This is a genomic window from Nocardioides sp. (assembly GCF_036267815.1).
In the GTDB taxonomy this organism is placed as follows: domain Bacteria; phylum Actinomycetota; class Actinomycetes; order Propionibacteriales; family Nocardioidaceae; genus Nocardioides.
Genome location: NZ_DATAVI010000039.1, coordinates 252,065 through 267,881 on the forward strand (window position 1 = coordinate 252,065; position 15,817 = coordinate 267,881).

The 15,817-nt window shown below is 70.7% G+C and carries 12 protein-coding genes; 3 read left to right on the forward strand and 9 right to left on the reverse strand.

Annotation, left to right across the window (positions count from 1 at the left end):
* Positions 1-134: 134 nt before the first annotated feature.
* The 8 genes from VHW64_RS08910 to VHW64_RS08945 form a co-directional block, all read right to left on the reverse strand.
* Entirely contained in the window at positions 135-1,379 is a 1,245-nt protein-coding gene (locus tag VHW64_RS08910; protein WP_329650170.1) for a glutamate-5-semialdehyde dehydrogenase, read from the reverse strand.
* A 44-nt stretch (positions 1,380-1,423) separates the two neighbouring features.
* A complete protein-coding gene (locus VHW64_RS08915) occupies positions 1,424-1,576 on the reverse strand; it encodes a hypothetical protein (protein ID WP_329650171.1) in 153 nt (50 codons plus the stop codon).
* A 244-nt stretch (positions 1,577-1,820) separates the two neighbouring features.
* Positions 1,821-2,207: a hypothetical protein gene (locus VHW64_RS08920; protein WP_329650172.1), complete on the reverse strand. Its 387-nt coding sequence runs from the start codon at positions 2,205-2,207 to the stop codon at positions 1,821-1,823.
* 72 nt (positions 2,208-2,279) lie between these two features.
* A complete protein-coding gene (locus VHW64_RS08925) occupies positions 2,280-3,251 on the reverse strand; it encodes an electron transfer flavoprotein subunit alpha/FixB family protein (protein ID WP_329650173.1) in 972 nt (323 codons plus the stop codon).
* A gap of 16 nt (positions 3,252-3,267) precedes the next feature.
* The gene (locus tag VHW64_RS08930; protein ID WP_329650174.1) at positions 3,268-4,071 is read right to left on the reverse strand and encodes an electron transfer flavoprotein subunit beta/FixA family protein; all 804 of its coding nucleotides are present in this window, start codon (positions 4,069-4,071) and stop codon (positions 3,268-3,270) included.
* Positions 4,072-4,348: 277 nt separating this feature from the next.
* Positions 4,349-5,182: an Ig-like domain repeat protein gene (locus VHW64_RS08935; RefSeq protein WP_329650175.1), complete on the reverse strand. Its 834-nt coding sequence runs from the start codon at positions 5,180-5,182 to the stop codon at positions 4,349-4,351.
* A 222-nt stretch (positions 5,183-5,404) separates the two neighbouring features.
* Entirely contained in the window at positions 5,405-5,827 is a 423-nt protein-coding gene (locus VHW64_RS08940; RefSeq protein WP_329650176.1) for a hypothetical protein, read from the reverse strand.
* Between the two features lie 83 nt (positions 5,828-5,910).
* Positions 5,911-6,690: an enoyl-CoA hydratase/isomerase family protein gene (locus VHW64_RS08945; protein ID WP_329650177.1), complete on the reverse strand. Its 780-nt coding sequence runs from the start codon at positions 6,688-6,690 to the stop codon at positions 5,911-5,913.
* Positions 6,691-6,781: 91 nt separating this feature from the next.
* Here VHW64_RS08945 and glgX point away from each other — a divergent pair, with 91 nt between their 5' ends.
* On the forward strand, positions 6,782-8,947 hold the full coding sequence (gene glgX / locus VHW64_RS08950; protein ID WP_414690471.1) for a glycogen debranching protein GlgX: 2,166 nt from the start codon (positions 6,782-6,784) through the stop codon (positions 8,945-8,947).
* A gap of 232 nt (positions 8,948-9,179) precedes the next feature.
* On the opposite strand, the gene glgP is transcribed toward glgX, so the two are convergent.
* Positions 9,180-11,759 carry an alpha-glucan family phosphorylase gene (gene glgP / locus VHW64_RS08955; protein ID WP_329650179.1) on the reverse strand — a complete coding sequence of 860 codons (2,580 nt, stop codon included), beginning with the start codon at positions 11,757-11,759 and terminating at the stop codon, positions 9,180-9,182.
* Between the two features lie 658 nt (positions 11,760-12,417).
* Here glgP and VHW64_RS08960 point away from each other — a divergent pair.
* Positions 12,418-14,409, forward strand: coding sequence for an alpha-1,4-glucan--maltose-1-phosphate maltosyltransferase (locus VHW64_RS08960; protein ID WP_329650180.1), 1,992 nt, complete (start codon positions 12,418-12,420; stop codon positions 14,407-14,409).
* Positions 14,406-15,817, forward strand: a 1,412-nt coding sequence (gene treS / locus VHW64_RS08965) for a maltose alpha-D-glucosyltransferase (RefSeq protein WP_329650181.1), incomplete at its 3' end; no start/stop codon positions are given. The genes VHW64_RS08960 and treS, both read left to right, overlap by 4 nt.

The window sequence follows — 15,817 nt, forward strand, 5'->3', positions numbered from 1 at the left end:
GTGCTCGCGGCCGGCGCCGAAGGCGAGGAGGCCGAGCATCAGCAGGAGCAGGATGACCAGGACGGTGCCGCCGACCAGCCAGTGGTTGATGATGAGCGGAGTCACGGGGGGAACGATATCGGACGTGGCCGCCGTCACCGGACCTGGCCTTCGCCGGTCACGACGTACTTCGTCGAGGTCATCTCCGGCAGACCCATGGGTCCGCGCGCGTGCAGCTTCTGGGTGCTGATCCCGATCTCGGCGCCGAAGCCGAACTCGCCACCGTCGGTGAAGCGGGTCGAGGCGTTGACCAGCACCGCGGCGGCGTCCACCTCGGCCACGAAGCGGCGAGCGGCCGCCTGGTCTCCGGTGACGATCGCCTCGGTGTGACCGGTGGAGTGTCGACGGATGTGCTCCAGTGCCGCGTCGAGGTCGGGAACCACGGCCGCCGAGATGTCCAGGCTGAGGTACTCGCGGTCGTAGTCGTCCGCGGTCGCCGCCACCACCCCGTCGTACGCCGCGAAGTCGGCGTCGCCGTGGATCGTCACCCCGGCGTCCTGGAGGGCCCCCACGACGCGGGGCAGGAACGTCGCCGCGACGTCACCGTGGACGAGCAGCGACTCCGCGGCGTTGCAGACACTGGTGCGGTCGGTCTTGGAGTTGACGACGACGGCCAGCGCCATGTCGAGGTCGGCTCGGGCATCGACGTAGACGTGACAGTTGCCGACGCCGGTCTCGATGACGGGCACCGTGGACTCCTCGACGACCGAGCGGATCAGGCCCGCTCCCCCGCGCGGCACGAGCACGTCGACCAGCCCGCGGGCGCGCATCAGCTCCTTGACCGTCTCGCGGGAGTCCGCGGGGACGAGCTGGACGCAGTCGGCCGGCAGGCCGGCCTCGCAGACCGCGTCGCGAAGGATCTGGACCAACCGCGCGTTGCTGCTGGCGGCGCTGCTGCTGCCACGCAGGAGCGCGGCGTTGCCGGACTTCAGGCAGATCCCCGCGGCGTCGACCGTGACGTTGGGACGGCCCTCGTAGATCATCGCGACGACACCGAAGGGCACCCGCACCTGCCGCAGCTCCAGCCCGTTGGCCAGTGTGCTGCCGCGAACCACCTCGCCCACCGGGTCGGGCAGCCCGGCCAGGTCGCGCAGCCCCTGCGCCATCGAGGCCACGCGCTCGGGGGTGAGCCGGAGCCGGTCGACCAGGTGCTGATCCGGGCCGGCTGCCTCGGCCCGGTTCACGTCGTCGGCGTTGGCCTCGAGGATCCGGTCTGCCGAGGCGTCCAGCGCATCCGCCATCGCGTGCAGGGCGGCGTCCTTGGTGGCCCGCGTGGCCAGGCCCAGCGCGCGGGAGGCCCCGCGCGCCCGCACCGCCAGCTGCTCGACCTCGCTGCTCATGTCCCCGATCGTAGAGTGGCACGGATCGCCCCTCGAGCAGCAGGTCATCGCGTGACGCAGCGGTACTCCCCCGCCTTGTGCGTGCCGTCGAGTCCGCTGTAGAACTGCGTGCCGCTCAGGGCGTTGCCCTTGCCGACCGCTTCCTTGGTACACGTCATCAGGGCCTGGAGGCACACGCTGCGAGCCGCATCCGGCATCGGATGACCCGCAGCGATGGCCCCGTTGGTGCCTTCCCCGCACAGCGGGCTGGTTTTCCCGCAGAGCTTGCGCTCCGCACCGCGGAGAGGCTGAGGTCGAACTGGGTACTGGCGTTCCACGGGACCCAGCTGACGGTGCCGGTGCTGGCCAGGGTGCGGCGAAAGGTGGGCGTCACGGGGCGAGCCTCTCCAGACCTGGCGCCCGCGACCGTCACGTCGGTGACACGTGGCCGAGCCGAGCCGGCTACGACAGGTCCGCCGGGCGCAGACACTGCGGAACCCCCGTGTCGCCCTCGAACTTCACGCCGACATAGTCGTAGCCGTAGCTGCTCGCCCACTGGGCGCACTGCCACAGGGAGTTCTTGCAGTTGTTCTTCGCAGCCTGCGAGAAGTACTGGCCCGCGTCGCCGGCCTGCGCGATCGCACTGTCGCAGTACGGCGAGGCGCCTGCCCAGCTCGTCGCGGCCGCGACGGTCTCGTCGTGATCGAGGTGGATCACGATCCTCTGCATGTCCGCGTCCCCGGTCACGGCGACGGCGTTCGCCGTGTCGAACGTCGTGAGCGCACCTGCGGTGCCGAGCAGAGCGGTGACACCGGCGACAGCGGCGGCGCGGATCAGGGTTGTCCTCATGACCGCAGCCTGCTCGACCAGACCCAAGGGGTCTGTTCGGCGCGGAACACCACGTGGGTGCTCGCGGAGCGGTCAGCCCTTGCGGCGCTTGACCTCCTCGGTCACCGCCGGCAGCACCGTGTGCAGGTCGCCGACCACCCCGAAGTCGACGAGCTCGAAGATCGGCGCCTCCTCGTCCTTGTTGACCGCGACGATCGTCTTGGAGGTCTGCATGCCGGCCCGGTGCTGGATGGCGCCGGAGATGCCGGCGGCGATGTAGAGCTGCGGCGAGACGGTCTTGCCGGTCTGGCCGACCTGGTAGCTGTGCGGCTTCCAGCCGGAGTCGACCGCGGCCCGCGAGGCGCCCACGGCCGCGCCGAGCGCGTCGGCGAGGTCCTCGACCGGCTCGAACCTCCCACCCGTGCCGCGCCCCCCGGAGACCACGATCGCGGCCTCGGTCAGCTCCGGGCGTCCGGTCGCCGTACGCGGCTGGGAGGCCACGATCTGAGCACCCTTCGCGGCCTCGGAGACGGTGACCGACACCTGCTCGACCTCGCCGGCGCCGTCGACCTCCTGCGGCGCCGCGGAGTTCGGCTTCACGGTGATGATCGGGGTGCCTCGGGTGACCTTCGCCCTGACGGTGTAGGACCCGGCGAACACCGACTGCGTGGTGACCGGACCCCCATCGGCGCCGTCGCCCGCCTCGACGTCGACGGCGTCGGTGATCAGGCCGGACCCGGTCTTGACCGCGAGCCGGCCGGCGATCTCCTTGCCCTCGGCCGACGAGGCGATCAGCACCGCACCCGGCGAGGTCTTCTCCACCAGCTGCTGGAGCGCCTCGGCCTTCGGGGCGACGAGGTAGCCCCTGAGATCGGCGTCATCGACGACGTAGACCTTGGCCGCGCCGTACTTCTTCACCGCGTCGGCGACCTCGGAGCCCATGTCGGCCGGGCCGAGGAAGACCGCGGACGGCTCGCCCAGGCGTGCGGCCAGGGTGAGCATCTCGTAGGTCGGCTTCTTGACCGCGCCGTCGGCGTGGTCGACGACCACCAGGATCTCGGACATCTGGGACCCGCTCCTCTTAGACGAACTTCTTGGCAGCGAGGAACTCCGCGAGCGCCGTGGCGCCCGAGCCGTCCTCGTCCTTGACGATCTCGCCCGCCTCGCGCGGCGGGCGAGCGGTGGTCTGGGTCACCTCGGTCCACGCGACCGAGAGCCCGACGTCACCGGCGTCGACCCCGAGGTCGGAGAGCGAGAGCGTCTCCAGCGGCTTCTTCTTGGCCGCCATGATCCCCTTGAACGACGGATAGCGGGCCTCGCCGGACTGGTCGGTCACCGAGACCACCATCGGCATCCGGCCGCCGATCACCTCGGTCGCGACATCTCCGTCGCGCTGGATGCGGACCTGGTCGCCCTGGGTCTCGACCTTCGAGGCCAGCGTCAGCTGCGGGAGCGAGAGCCGCTCGGCCAGCATGGCCGGCACGACGCTCATCGAGCCGTCGGTGGATGCCATGCCGCACATCACCAGGTCGTACGGCGTGCCGTCGCTGCCCTTCTCGACGGCCTTGGCCAGCACCAGCGAGGTGGCGATCGCGTCGGAGCCGGCGACCGCGTCGTCGACCACGTGGACGCCCTTGTCGGCGCCCATCTGGAGGGCCTTGCGAATTGCGTCGACGGCCTTCTCGGGGCCGACGCAGAGCGCGGTCACCTCGACGTCGTCGGGGCTCTCCGCCTTCTCCTTGATCTGGAGCGCCTGCTCCACGGCGTACTCGTCGAGCTCGGAGAGCAGCCCGTCGACGCCGACCCGGTCGACGGTCTTGTCGTCCTCGAAGTGGCGGTCGCCGGTGGCATCCGGCACGTACTTCACACAGACAGCGATCTTCATGGCCGGGACGGCCCTCCTGTGTCCAGCATCGGCAATGTCCGACAACGTGATGTGCCGGTCACGCTACCCAAGCACCCGCCGGCGCCGGTACCGAGGTCGCGGTGGCATCCCTCACAGTGCTGCTGTCACGGTCGCCCGCTCCCTCCGCGGGCTCGCCGCAGGCCGCCGAGGCTGGGGCATGGCGGGAACTGGCCCGGAGAATGACACCAGAGACGGCACAGGGCCCCGGCGCTGCTCGCGCCGGGGCCCTGCTGGGGCCTGAGTCAGGCCGGGTGGGTCACTTGATGGTGACCTTGCCCTTGCCGGTCGAGCCCTTGAGGTTCTTGGTGCCCGCGTACTTCGCAACGATGGAGTACTTGCCCTTCGCCAGCGACTTGGTGGTGAACTTGGCCACGCCCTTCTTGATCTTGGCGGTCGCCTTGATGGTCTTGCTGCCCTTCTTCAGGGTGAAGGAGACCTTGCCGGTCGCCTTGAGACCGAAGTGCGACTTGACCTTGTCGCTGACCGTCGCCTTGCTGCCCTTGACCTTCGCCGAGACCTTGGACTTGGTCTTGTCCTTGGTCACCTTGATGGTGCCCATGGTCTGGGTGCCGTCTGTGGGCGCGGTGCAGGACTGCGTGACCTGAGTGGTGGTCCCACCCTTGGTCAGGTTGAGGGTGGCGTTGATGCCGCCCGCGTTGACCGTGAACGACCCGACCTTGCTCGCGGTGATCGTGCCCTTGCCGGCTGCCCGCACGTCCTGGGTCGCGCCCAGGGTCTGGTCGATCGCGGTGGTCGGGATGTTCAGCTTGAACGCCAGGGGACCCTTGGCGACGATCTTGCCGTCCACCGAGTCGCCGGCGGCCTGCGCGATGCCGGTCTGCGTCTGGTTCAGGTGAACGACCAGAGACATGTGCTGCGTGAGCGCCTGCCCGGCCGCCAACTTCGCCGGGATGGTGCCAGGGTTCAGGGTCGAGTCCACCGCACCGAGCGGGATCGGGTTGCCCGTGCAGGTGTAGGTCAGGTCGTGGCCCGCGGCGAGCGCCGGCGAGACGGCGCCGAGGGTGCCGACGGTGAGCGCTGCGGCGCCCAGGGCGCCGACGAGCTTGAGGTTCTTGGAGCGAACAGTCATGTGGTGAAGCCCTCCCAGGGGATCTGTGGTGGGCGAGGCCCTTGTCCTGGCCCCGCGCCCTGGCACCCCATCACACGCAAGGGGGCAAACACCAGAGCCACACGACACGATTCGTGTGATTTGTTACTCGCGAGTCACTCCTGCCGAGACGGGCCCGAGACCGAGGCCGCCTGCCGCCGACCGGCGTTGTGGACAACCGCGGAGTGGCGGCCGCGCGTGGCCTCAGCCCTTCTTGGCCGGTGCGGAGGGCCGTGGTCGGATGATCCGCTCGACGACGCGGCCGGCGACCAGCCAGATGACCGCCGCCAGACCCCAGTTGGCCAACGCGTTCTTGGTCAGGGCGGCGTGCGAGTGGCCCTTCCAGTGCGCGACGCCGTCCACGCGGGAGAAGACGCCCAGGTCGAGCCGGTCGGCGTTGTCGACGCAGAACTTCACCAGGCTGTTGTCGGAGTTGGCCCTCAGGGCGATGCAGAGCGCGCCGGCGGCGAGCACGAGCGCGGCCAGCGCGCACAAGATCCAGGCGACCTGCGCGACCCGGGCCCGGACGGCGTTCGCCGCGGCCTTGGCCTGCGCGGTGCGGTCGGTCGACGTGCCGTCGGCCTGCTCGTCGGCGCTCTCGCCGGCGTGCGTCGCGTGCCGAGTCATGGTCCGAGGATGGCACAGCGCTACGGCGTGTCGCAGGAACTCGAGGCGACCGCGCCGGCCCCCTTCTGACGGGCCAGAGGGCGTCAGCGGCCCTCGAACTCGGCCTTCCCGGGCCCCTTCTCGACGAACGACGTCATCCCGATGCGGCGGTCCTCGGTGGCGAAGAGCGCGGCGAACTGCTGACGCTCCAGGACCAGCCCGGTGTCCAGGTCGACCTCGCTCCCGGCGTCGATCGCCTCCTTGGCCGCCCGAAGCGCGTACGTCGCGGCGTCGCGGAACTGCCCAGCCCACGCCACGGCCTCGTCGTAGACCTGGTCGGCGGCGACGACGCGGTCGACCAGGCCGATCGCCAGGGCCTCGTCGGCGCGGACGAAGCGCCCGGTGAAGATGATGTCCTTGGCCCGGCTCGGCCCGACCAGCCTGGTGAGCCGTTGGGTCCCCCCGGCGCCGGGAATGACGCCGAGCAGCACCTCGGGCTGTCCGAGCTGGGCGTCGTCGGCGGCGAAGCGCACGTCGGCGCACAGCGCCAGCTCGCACCCGCCGCCCAGCGCGTACCCGGTGATCGCGGCGACGACCGGCTTCGGGATCCGGGCGACCGCGGTGAACGACGACTGAAGCGCCCCGGAGCGGTTGACCATGTCGATGTAGGACATCTCGGCCATCTCCTTGACGTCGGCCCCGGCGGCGAAGACCCGCTCGCCGCCGTAGAGCACGACCGCCTTGACGTCCTCACGCGCGCTCGCCTCGGCAGCCGCCGCGCGGATCTCCTCCTGGACCTGGACGTTGAGGGCGTTCATCTTCGGCCGGTCGAGCCGGACCGTGCCGACTCCCTCGGCGACCTCGAGTCGCACGAACTCCGCCATGGGATGCCTTTCCGACGCGATGGGGGTCTGGCCAGCCGCGACCGGCCGAGGCTCGACCAGCCGGGCTGCCCGGTCGACGCTATCGGACACAATGTCGCGGGTGACCCCCGGAACCTGGCGCCGACCCGGCGAGTCCGCGCCGGTCTGGCCCGGGCGCACCTGGCCGCTGGGAGCGTCGTACTCCCCCGAGGCCACGAACTTCGCCGTCCGGGCTCCCGAGGCCACCCGCCTGTGGGTCTGCCTCTTCGACGACGAGGGTCACGAGACCCGGCACGCCCTCACCGAGGTGTCGCTGGGGATCTGGCACGGCGAGATCCCGGACGTCGCCGTCGGTGACCGCTACGGGTTCCGGGCAGACGGGCCGTGGGCGCCCGAGCTGGGTCTGCGCTTCAACCCCGACAAGCTGCTGTTGGATCCCTACGCGCGCGCGGTGAGCGGGGAGCTGAGGGAGGACCCCGCGATCTACGGCTACGACGTGTCGACACCGCAGCGGCGCAGCACGCTCGACTCCGCGCCGTACGTCCCGCGCGGCGTCGTCGTGCACGACCCCGGCTTCGACTGGGGCGACGACCGGCGGCCCTACACCCGATGGCGCGACACCGTGATCTACGAGCTGCACGTCAAGGGCATGACCGCCCTGCACGACCGGGTGCCCGCGTCGCTGCGGGGCACGTACGCCGGGCTGGCGACGCCCCCGGTGCTCGACTACCTGCGCGACCTCGGAGTGACCGCGGTCGAGCTGCTGCCCGTGCAGCAGTTCGTCAGCGAGCCGCGGCTGTTGCGGCGAGGGATGTCGAACTACTGGGGCTACAACACCCTGGGCTTCTTCGCCCCGCACGCGGCGTACTCCGCTGCGGGCGACCGCGGCGGTCAGGTGCGGGAGTTCAAGGAGATGGTGCGGGCGTTCCACGCCGCCGGGCTCGAGGTGATCCTCGACGTCGTCTACAACCACACCGCCGAGGGCGAGGCCGGCGGGCCGACCCTGTCGTTCCGCGGCCTCGACGACCGCGGCTTCTACCACCGCGTCGACGACCGGTTGCCCGGAGATCCCTACGTCGACACCTACTGGGACATCACCGGGTGCGGCAACACCGTCAACTCCTCCGACCCGTTCGCGCTGCGGCTCGTGCTCGACTCGCTGCGCTACTGGGCCTCCCAGATGCGCGTCGACGGCTTCCGCTTCGACCTGGCCTCGGCGCTCGCGCGGGGCGGGCAGGAGGTCGACATGGCCGCGCCGCTGATGCTCGCGATCGGGCAGGACCCGACGCTGCGCCACGTGAAGCTGGTCGCCGAGCCGTGGGACGCCTCCGCGGAGGGCTACCGGGTCGGGGAGTTCCCGTCGGGCTGGGTGGAGTGGAACGACCAGTACCGCGACACCGTCCGAGACTTCTGGCGCGGACGGTCCAGCGGCATCCGGACCGTCGCCACCCGGCTCGCCGGCTCGTCCGACCTGTACGCCGACGACGGGCGCTCGCCGTACGCCTCGGTGAACTTCGTGACCGCGCACGACGGCTTCACGCTGCGCGACCTGGTCTCCTACGACGTCAAGCACAACGCCGCCAACGGCGACGGCGGCCGCGACGGGTCCGACGACAACCGGTCCCAGAGCTTCGGCACCGAGGGCGAGAGCGACGATCCCGAGGTCACGGCGCTGCGCCGACGTACCGCGGCCAACCTGCTGGTGACCCTGTGCCTGTCGAACGGCGTCCCGATGCTCACCGCCGGCGACGAGCGCGGTCGCACCCAGCGGGGCAACAACAACCCCTACGTGCAGGACAACGACGTCTCCTGGGTCGACTGGCGCTCGGACGACGCCTGGCTCGACGTCTACGAGATCACCAAGGCCGCCCTGCGCCTGCGCCGCGAGCACCCGGCGCTCCGGCAGCGCCACTGGTTCGAGGGACGGCCGACCATCGTGGACGGCCGGAAGGACCTGGCCTGGGTGCATCCCGAGGGCCGCGAGATGACCGGCGACGACTGGGCCGACAACGAGCTCGCGGTGGTCGGCATGCTGGTCACCGGCGACCCGCTGCGCTCCCCCGGGCCGCGCGGTGAGCAGCAGTGGGACAGCTCGTTCCTGATCTGGCTCAACGCCGAGGCCGACGCGGTCAAGGTGACGATGCCCTCCGACACCTGGGTGCGCGAGGGTGAGGTCGTGGTCTCGACGTGCCCGGACCACCCGGTGGGAACCACCGTGTCCCCCGGCGAGTCCATGACCTTGGACGGCCGGACCGTGGTGGTCGTCCGCGAGGTCTGAGCCCGCCCTCGGTGCAGCGTTCGCCTCGCTCCGGACGTTCTTGGAGGGGTGACGGTGTCGCAGGCACGAGCCGAGGGGTACGCCGCGCTGGTGGCGGCCCGCGACCTTGCCACGCCAGCGGCCCCCCCGGACCCCGAAACCCCCACGCTGAGCGCGCCGTGCTCGTGCTGCGCCTCGAGCACCCCTAACCGCGAGGTGGGAGGAGTGGCGTGCCACTCCTCCCACCTCGCGGTTAGGGGACCGCGACCAGGCCCATCTCGGAGACGGTCGCGAGGACGCTGTGGCGGGGGACGATCCGCACGGTGTAGCCGAAGGCACCGCCGCGCCTGAGCTGGACCTCGCCGTCGAAGCGGTAGCGCCCGCCGTCGTAGGTGTCGGCGAGCACGAGGGCGGTGACGGTGGTGTCGACCAGGTCGTCCTCGCCGTCGATGACGCCGTGCAGCACCTCGACCGCGACGTCGTCGGGCGTGAGTGACCCCAGCGCGACGAACGCGCGCACGGTCAGCACCGAGCCGACCTCGGGGTTGTCGCCCACGCCGTGGCTCTCGACGTGCTCGACCCGGACGTCGGCCCAGCCTGCGCGCACCTCCTTCTTCCAGGCGGCGAGCTCGGTGGCGCCCTTGTAGTCGGAGTTCAGCGCACGGCCGGTGACCGCTGACGGGGTGTAGAGCTGGCGGACGTAGTCGCGCACCATGCGGGTCGCGAGCACCTTCGGGCCCAGCGACTTCAAGGTGTGCCGGACCATCTCGATCCAGCGGCCTGGGACGCCGTCGTGGTCGACGTCGTAGAAGCGCGGCGCGATGTCGCGCTCGATCAGGTCGTAGAGGGCGGATGCCTCGAGGTCGTCACGGCGCTCGACGTCGTCGACGCCGTCGGCCGACGGGATCGCCCAGCCGTTCGAGCCGTCGTACCACTCATCCCACCAGCCGTCGAGAATCGACAGGTTGAGACCACCGTTGAGGGCGGCCTTCATGCCGGAGGTCCCGCACGCCTCGTAGGGGCGCAGCGGGTTGTTGAGCCAGACGTCGCAGCCGGGGTAGAGCGGCTGGGCCATGGCGATGTCGTAGTTGGGCAGGAACACGATGCGGTGGCGGACCTCGGGGTCGTCCGCGAAGCGCACCAGCTCCTGGATCAGGCGCTTGCCGCCGTCGTCGGCGGGGTGGGACTTGCCGGCGATGATCAGCTGGACCGGCCGCTCGGGGTGCAGCAGCAGACGGCGGAGCCGCTCGGGGTCACGCAGCATCAGCGTCAGTCGCTTGTACGACGGCACCCGGCGCGCGAAGCCGATCGTGAGGACGTCGGGGTCGAGAGCCTCGTCCACCCACGCGCACTCGGCCTTGGGGTAGCCGCGCTTGAGGCACGACTTGAGCAGCCGCTGGCGTGCGTCGAGCACGAGATGCTCGCGGAGCTGGCGCTTGACCGCCCAGATGTCGGCGGACGGCGTGCGGTCGACCGCCTCCCAGAACGAGTCGACGGCGTCGGAGTCGCCGTTCGCGCCGTGCCGCTCGGCGAGGTCGAAGACCTCGCGACCCACCCAGGTCGGCGCGTGGACGCCGTTGGTGATCGAGGTGATCGGAACCTCCGCCTCGTCGAAGGCCGGCCACAGACCGTGGAACATCTCCCGGCTCACGTGCCCGTGCAGCTGCGAAACGCCGTTGGCCCGCTGCGCGAGGCGGAAGCCCATCACGGCCATGTTGAACACGGTCGGGTCGCCCCCGGCATAGTCCTCCGCGCCGAGCGCGAGGATCCGGTCGAGAGGCACGCCGGCGAGGGGACCCGCCGTCCCGAAGTACTGCTCGACCAGCTCCCGGGAGAAGCGGTCGATGCCCGCCGGGACCGGCGTGTGCGTCGTGAAGACGGTCGAGGCGCGGGAGACCTCCAGGGCGGTGGCGAAGTCGAGCTTCGGGCCCCCCTCCTCGACGGTGAGCTCGCGGATGCGCTCCAGGCCGAGGAAGCCGGCATGGCCCTCGTTGGTGTGGTAGACCTCCGGCTCGGGCGCCCCGGTGAGCTGCGCGTGGACGCGGAGCGCCCGGACCCCGCCGATGCCGAGCAGGATCTCCTGGCGCAGGCGATGCTCCGACGAGCCGCCGTAGAGCCGGTCGGTGACGTCACGGTAGTGGTCGGGGTTGCCCTCGACGTCGGAGTCGAGGAGCAGCAGCGGCACCCGCCCGACCTGGGCCACCCAGATCTTGGCCAGCAGGTCCACGCCGCCGGGCAGCGCCACCGAGACCGTCGCGCGCACGCCGTCCTGGTCGCGCAGCAGGGTGATCGGCAGCTCGTCGGGGTCGAGCACCGGGTAGGTCTCCAGCTGCCAGCCCTCGCGCGAGAGCGACTGCTTGAAGTAGCCGGCGTGGTAGAGCAGGCCGACGCCGACCAGCGGCACACCGAGGTCGCTGGCGGCCTTGAGGTGGTCTCCGGCCAGGATGCCGAGGCCACCGGAGTACTGCGGCAGCACCGCGGTGATCCCGAACTCGGGTGAGAAGTAGGCGATCCGCGTGGGTGCGTCGTCGCCGGCCCGCCGGGCGTACCACCGCTCCCCGCCCAGATAGGCGTCGAGGTCGGCCTTGGCCGCGCCGAGGCGGTCGAGGAAGCCCTGGTCGCCGGCGAGCTGCTCGAGCCGCTCGGCGTCCACGGCGCCCAGCATCCGCACCGGGTCGTGCTTGGTCGCCTCCCAGACCTCCGCGTCGACCTCGGTGAAGACGTCCTGGGTCGGCGGGTGCCACGACCACCGCAGGTTGCCGGCGAGGTCGGACAGAGCCGAGAGGGCCGGAGGGAGGACCGGGCGGACGGTGAACCGACGGATGGCGCGCACCCGCCGACGTTAGCCGACTTCCTTGGATCGTTCCAAGCGATCGCCCACGACGGCGCGGCAAGTTCCCCAGAGTTGGGTGAGTCGACTATCTCAGTCAAGTACTTCAGCCGACTTAGTAATGTTGACCGTGACCGCTTCCCCAGGCTCCGTCGACGTGCACCAGCACCTCTGGCCACCAGCATTCCTCGATGAGCTGCGCCGACGCCGCTGGACGCGTGGTACGCCGGCGTGCGGCCCCCGCCCGCGCCGTTCCGCGCCCGGGCGAGCGTGGCTGACCGGCACGCCGATCCCGCCACGACGTCTCGCTGCACCGCGACTCCCACGTCGACGTGTCCCGTGTCGGACCCCGGCACACGACACGGGCTGGCACGACCACGACATCTCCTCGGGAGCGGTCGCCGTCGGCGAGGGCTGCGTCACCGAGCACAACGTGGCGATCGAGCGGAGCAGCATCCGCACCGACGGCCCGGCCGGACGCTCAAACCGCCTCGGTCCCGACCACACCCACCGGATGGCCGGCCGCGACCCCGGCAGCGTGTCGATCCACGCCTACTCGCCCCCGAGTAGCCCCAGCACCGCTGGGTACGTCGCTCGCGGTGCCACCCTCGGCGGACTCGCCGTCTTGCACGGTGGGTGCCGATTCGGAAGGGTGGCCGGCATGGTCGGACGTATCCCCGTCATGGACGTCGCGCCCGTCGTCGACCTCGGACGCCTGCCCGCCAAGGCCACCGCCGGGGAGTCTCTGCCGGTCTCGGCGACCGTCTTCCGCGAGGGCCACGACAAGCTCGGGGCCGAGGTCGTGCTGGTCGCTCCCGACGGGAGCCGGCGGGCCCCGCTGCGCATGACGGTGACCGACGTCCCCGACCGCTACACCGCGTGGGTGACGCCCGACGTCGAGGGCGCGTGGGCCTTCGAGGTGCACGCGTGGTCCGATCCCCTCGCCACCTGGGAGCACGCCGCGGGCCTGAAGATCCCGGCCGGTGTGGACGTGGAGCTGATGTTCACCGAGGGGGCGCTGCTGCTCGACGAGGTCGCCGGCGGCGGCGACCTCGACGCCCGCGAGACCGAGGTGGTGGCCGGCGCCGCCTCCGCCGCTCGCGACACCGACCGCCCGGTCGAGGCGAGGCTGGCCGCCCTCCAGTCGCCCGAGCTCGCCGCGCTGCTCGCCGCGCACCCGGTCCGCCGGCTCGCGACGGTCGAGGGCCCCTACCCGCTCTACGCCGACCGACCCCGGGCGCTGTTCGGGAGCTGGTATGAGTTCTTCCCGCGGTCGGAGGGCGCGACGTACGACGAGAAGTCGGGCACGACGGTCAGCGGCACCCTGCGCACGGCCGCGGAGCGCCTCGACTACGTCGCGGCGATGGGCTTCGACGTGATCTACCTCCCGCCCGTCCACCCCATCGGCGAGGTCAACCGCAAGGGCCCGAACAACACCCTCGACCCCGGTCCCGACGACCCCGGGTCGCCGTGGGCCATCGGCAGCAAGGACGGCGGGCACGACGCGATCCATCCAGCTCTCGGCACCTTCGAGGACTTCGACGCCTTCGTCGCCCGCGCCGAGTCGCTGGGGCTCGAGGTCGCCCTCGACCTCGCCCTCCAGTGCGCGCCGGACCACCCCTGGGTGACCCGGCATCCCGAGTGGTTCACCACGCAGGCCGACGGGACGATCGCCTACGCCGAGAACCCGCCGAAGAAGTACCAGGACATCTACCCCGTCAACTTCGACAACGACCCGAAGGGCATCTGCAAGGAGGTGCTGCGCGTCGTCCGGCTCTGGATGTCGCACGGGGTCCGCATCTTCCGGGTCGACAACCCCCACACCAAGCCGGTGGCGTTCTGGGAGTGGCTGCTGCGCGAGGTGCGCCGCACCGACCCCGACGTGCTCTTCCTCGCGGAGGCCTTCACCCGGCCGGCCATGATGTCGGGGCTCGGCGCAGTCGGCTTCCAGCAGAGCTACACCTACTTCACCTGGCGCACCGCCAAGTGGGAGCTGGAGGACTACCTCCGCGAGGTGTCGTCGCAGACCGACCACCTGGTGCGGCCGAACTTCTTCGTCAACACCCCCGACATCCTGCACGCGTTCCTTCAGTACGGCGGGCCGCCGGCGTTCAAGATCCGCGCGCTGCTGGCCGCCACCGGCTCGCCGAGCTGGGGCGTGTACGCCGGCTACGAGCTGTACGAGCACGTCGCCGTGCGACCCGGCAGCGAGGAGTACCTCGACTCCGAGAAGTACCAGATCCGGGTGCGCGACTGGGCCGCCGCCGCGAAGGAGGAGCGCACGCTCGCGCCGTACCTCACGATGCTCAACAAGGCACGACGCGACCATCCCGCGCTTCAGCAGCTGCGTCATCTCGTCGTCCACTCCAGCGACGACGAGAACGTCCTCTGCTTCAGCAAGAGCAGTGTCGAGACGAGCGGCGACGAGGCTGTCGAGGACCTGGTGATCGTCGTGGTCAACCTCGACCCGCACGCCGCGCGCGAGACGATGGTCCACCTCGACCTGCCGGCGCTCGGGCTCGACTGGCACGACAGCCTCGCGGTCCACGACGAGGTCACCGGCCAGGACTGGCACTGGGGCCAGCACAACTACGTCCGACTCGACCCCTACGTCGAGCCCGCCCATCTCCTGACCGTGCGGAGGACCTCGTGAGCGCCGACGTGGGCGCCGAGGCTCCCGTGACCCCCGAGACGCCCGACTGGTTCAAGACGGCCGTCTTCTACGAGGTGCTGGTCCGCTCCTTCCGCGACTCCAACGCCGACGGGACCGGTGACTTCCGCGGGCTGGTCGAGAAGCTCGACTACCTGCACTGGCTGGGCGTCGACTGCCTGTGGGTGCCGCCGTTCTTCACCTCCCCGCTGCGCGACGGCGGGTACGACGTGGCCGACTACACCTCGATCCTCCCCGAGTGCGGGACCGTCGACGACTTCCGCGACTTCGTCGCCGCGGCGCACGAGCGCGGCATCCGGGTGATCATCGACTTCGTCATGAACCACACCAGTGACGCCCACCCGTGGTTCCAGGCCTCGCGCAGCGACCCGGACGGGCCCTTCGGCGACTTCTACGTCTGGTCCGACACCGACGAGCTCTACGACGAGGCGCGCATCATCTTCGTCGACACCGAGCCGTCGAACTGGACCTGGGACCCCGTTCGCCAGCAGTACTTCTGGCACCGGTTCTTCTCCCACCAGCCGGACCTGAACTTCGACAACCCGAAGGTGCACGAGGCCATGCTCGAGGCGATGTCCTTCTGGCTGGAGATGGGTCTGGACGGGTTCCGGCTCGATGCGGTGCCCTACCTCTACGAGCGCCCGGGCACCAACGGCGAGAACCTCCCCGAGACCCACGAGATGCTCCGCAAGGTGCGCAGGTTCGTCGACGAGAACTACCCGGGTCGGGTGATCCTCGCCGAGGCCAACCAGTGGCCCGCCGACGTCGTCGACTACTTCGGCGGCAAGCGCGACCCGGAGACCGGTGAGTACGCCGGCGACGGCGACGAGTGCCACATGTGCTTCCACTTCCCGGTGATGCCGCGCATCTTCATGGCCGTCCGCCGCGAGCAGCGCCACCCGCTCACGGAGATCCTGTCCCGGACCCCGGCCATCCCCGACGGGTGCCAGTGGGGCATCTTCCTGCGCAACCACGACGAGCTGACCCTGGAGATGGTCACCGCTGAGGAACGCGACTACATGTGGGAGGAGTACGCCAAGGACCCCCGGATGAAGAGCAACATCGGGATCAGTCGACGCCTGGCGCCGCTGGTGGACAATGACCGCCGGGTGGCCGAGCTGCTCCACGCCATGCTGTTCAGCTTCCCGGGGTCGCCGGTTCTCTACTACGGCGACGAGATCGGCATGGGCGACAACATCTACCTCGGTGACCGCGACGGGGTGCGCACCCCGATGCAGTGGTCCCCGGACCGCGACGCCGGCTTCAGCCAGGCCGACTTCGCCCAGCTCTACCTGCCCCCGCTCATGGATCCGGTGTACGGCTACCAGTCGGTCAACGTGGAAGCGCAAATGCGCGACCCCAGCTCGCAGTTGCACTGGATGAAGCGCAT

Excerpts from the sequence above, each read along its gene's own strand:
- VHW64_RS08945 (WP_329650177.1), bottom strand. The coding sequence starts at position 6,690 with ATGGCGGAGTTCGTGCGACTCGAGGTCGCCGAGGGAGTCGGCACGGTC.
- glgX (WP_414690471.1), top strand. The coding sequence starts at position 6,782 with ATGTCGCGGGTGACCCCCGGAACCTGGCGCCGACCCGGCGAGTCCGCG.
- VHW64_RS08925 (WP_329650173.1), bottom strand. The coding sequence starts at position 3,251 with ATGTCCGAGATCCTGGTGGTCGTCGACCACGCCGACGGCGCGGTCAAG.
- VHW64_RS08920 (WP_329650172.1), bottom strand. The coding sequence starts at position 2,207 with ATGAGGACAACCCTGATCCGCGCCGCCGCTGTCGCCGGTGTCACCGCT.
- VHW64_RS08930 (WP_329650174.1), bottom strand. The coding sequence starts at position 4,071 with ATGAAGATCGCTGTCTGTGTGAAGTACGTGCCGGATGCCACCGGCGAC.
- VHW64_RS08915 (WP_329650171.1), bottom strand. The coding sequence starts at position 1,576 with ATGCCGGATGCGGCTCGCAGCGTGTGCCTCCAGGCCCTGATGACGTGT.
- VHW64_RS08960 (WP_329650180.1), top strand. The coding sequence starts at position 12,418 with ATGGTCGGACGTATCCCCGTCATGGACGTCGCGCCCGTCGTCGACCTC.
- VHW64_RS08910 (WP_329650170.1), bottom strand. The coding sequence starts at position 1,379 with ATGAGCAGCGAGGTCGAGCAGCTGGCGGTGCGGGCGCGCGGGGCCTCC.
- VHW64_RS08935 (WP_329650175.1), bottom strand. The coding sequence starts at position 5,182 with ATGACTGTTCGCTCCAAGAACCTCAAGCTCGTCGGCGCCCTGGGCGCC.
- VHW64_RS08940 (WP_329650176.1), bottom strand. The coding sequence starts at position 5,827 with ATGACTCGGCACGCGACGCACGCCGGCGAGAGCGCCGACGAGCAGGCC.